This window comes from Vibrio sp. 10N.222.48.A3, from assembly GCF_041475345.1.
GTDB classification, from domain to species: domain Bacteria; phylum Pseudomonadota; class Gammaproteobacteria; order Enterobacterales; family Vibrionaceae; genus Vibrio; species Vibrio tasmaniensis_A.
This window is the reverse complement of sequence record NZ_JBFRVX010001523.1, coordinates 1-986: the sequence shown is the minus strand read 5'-3', so window position 1 is coordinate 986 and position 986 is coordinate 1. Positions and strand designations below refer to the sequence as shown.

The 986-nt window shown below is 44.1% G+C and carries 1 protein-coding gene; it reads right to left on the bottom strand.

Annotated features, from left to right (window positions below; genetic code table 11):
• On the bottom strand, positions 1-884 hold an 884-nt coding region (locus AB4653_RS27520; protein ID WP_372105827.1), incomplete at its 3' end, for a cobyric acid synthase.
• Between the last annotated feature and the right edge of the window lie 102 nt (positions 885-986).

Here is a 986-nt window from a genome sequence, read left to right as displayed (position 1 = left end):
ATCAAATCAGCGTTGTTCAGGCGCTCGCCTTTGCCTACGTAACGTAAATCAATCGACGGGTTAAGTCGCAGAGCGTCAAAGTCTGTATGGTTACTGATTCGAGTTAGTACTGGCACTACAACCTTAAGTTTAGCTTCTCCATCAGACTCTTGGGCTGAGGTAATGGCATCTTCCGCTTCTAAGTTAAAACCATGCAGATAAGGCAAAACCCCTATCACAGGCTTACCTGTTTTCTCTTCTAGCCAATCTAAACCAGATTGAAGTAACGCAATATCGCCTCTAAAACGGTTTATCACAAAGCCTCTTACGCGCGCTTGTTCAGATTCAGATAATAGAGCTAATGTGCCGTAGAGGTGTGCAAAAACGCCGCCACGATCAATATCAGCAACGATGATCACTGGGATGTCTGCCTTTTCAGCAAAGCCCATGTTCGCGATATCGTTTTCTCGAAGATTTATCTCTGCGGGACTGCCCGCACCTTCAATCATCACGCTTTGGTATTCTTCAGAAAGTCGATCAAACGAATCGATAACCGAATTCATCGCAACTTTCTTGTAGTCGTGATATCCGGTCGCTTCCATATTCGTCAGTGCTCTTCCTTGTAGAATCACTTGCGCACCCGTATCTGAATTGGGTTTTAGCAATACAGGATTCATATGGACGGTAGGCTCAATATTACAAGCTTGTGCCTGAACCGCTTGAGCACGACCAATTTCGCCACCATCTTTTGTCACTGCGCTATTTAGCGCCATATTTTGAGGCTTAAAAGGTGCCACTTTGATGCCTTTCCTTGCCAAAACACGGCATAAACCTGCCACCAAAACACTTTTTCCGGCATCTGACGTTGTCCCTTGAACCATAAGGGCGTTTAACGGTGATCGCATCTGTACTTAAATCCTTTATTTCTTAATTTTCAATTTATAGCTGTGGGCAATATTTCTCTGCCTCCATCTTAACGTCATTGTCGTGTAGATGCTCAATAAAAT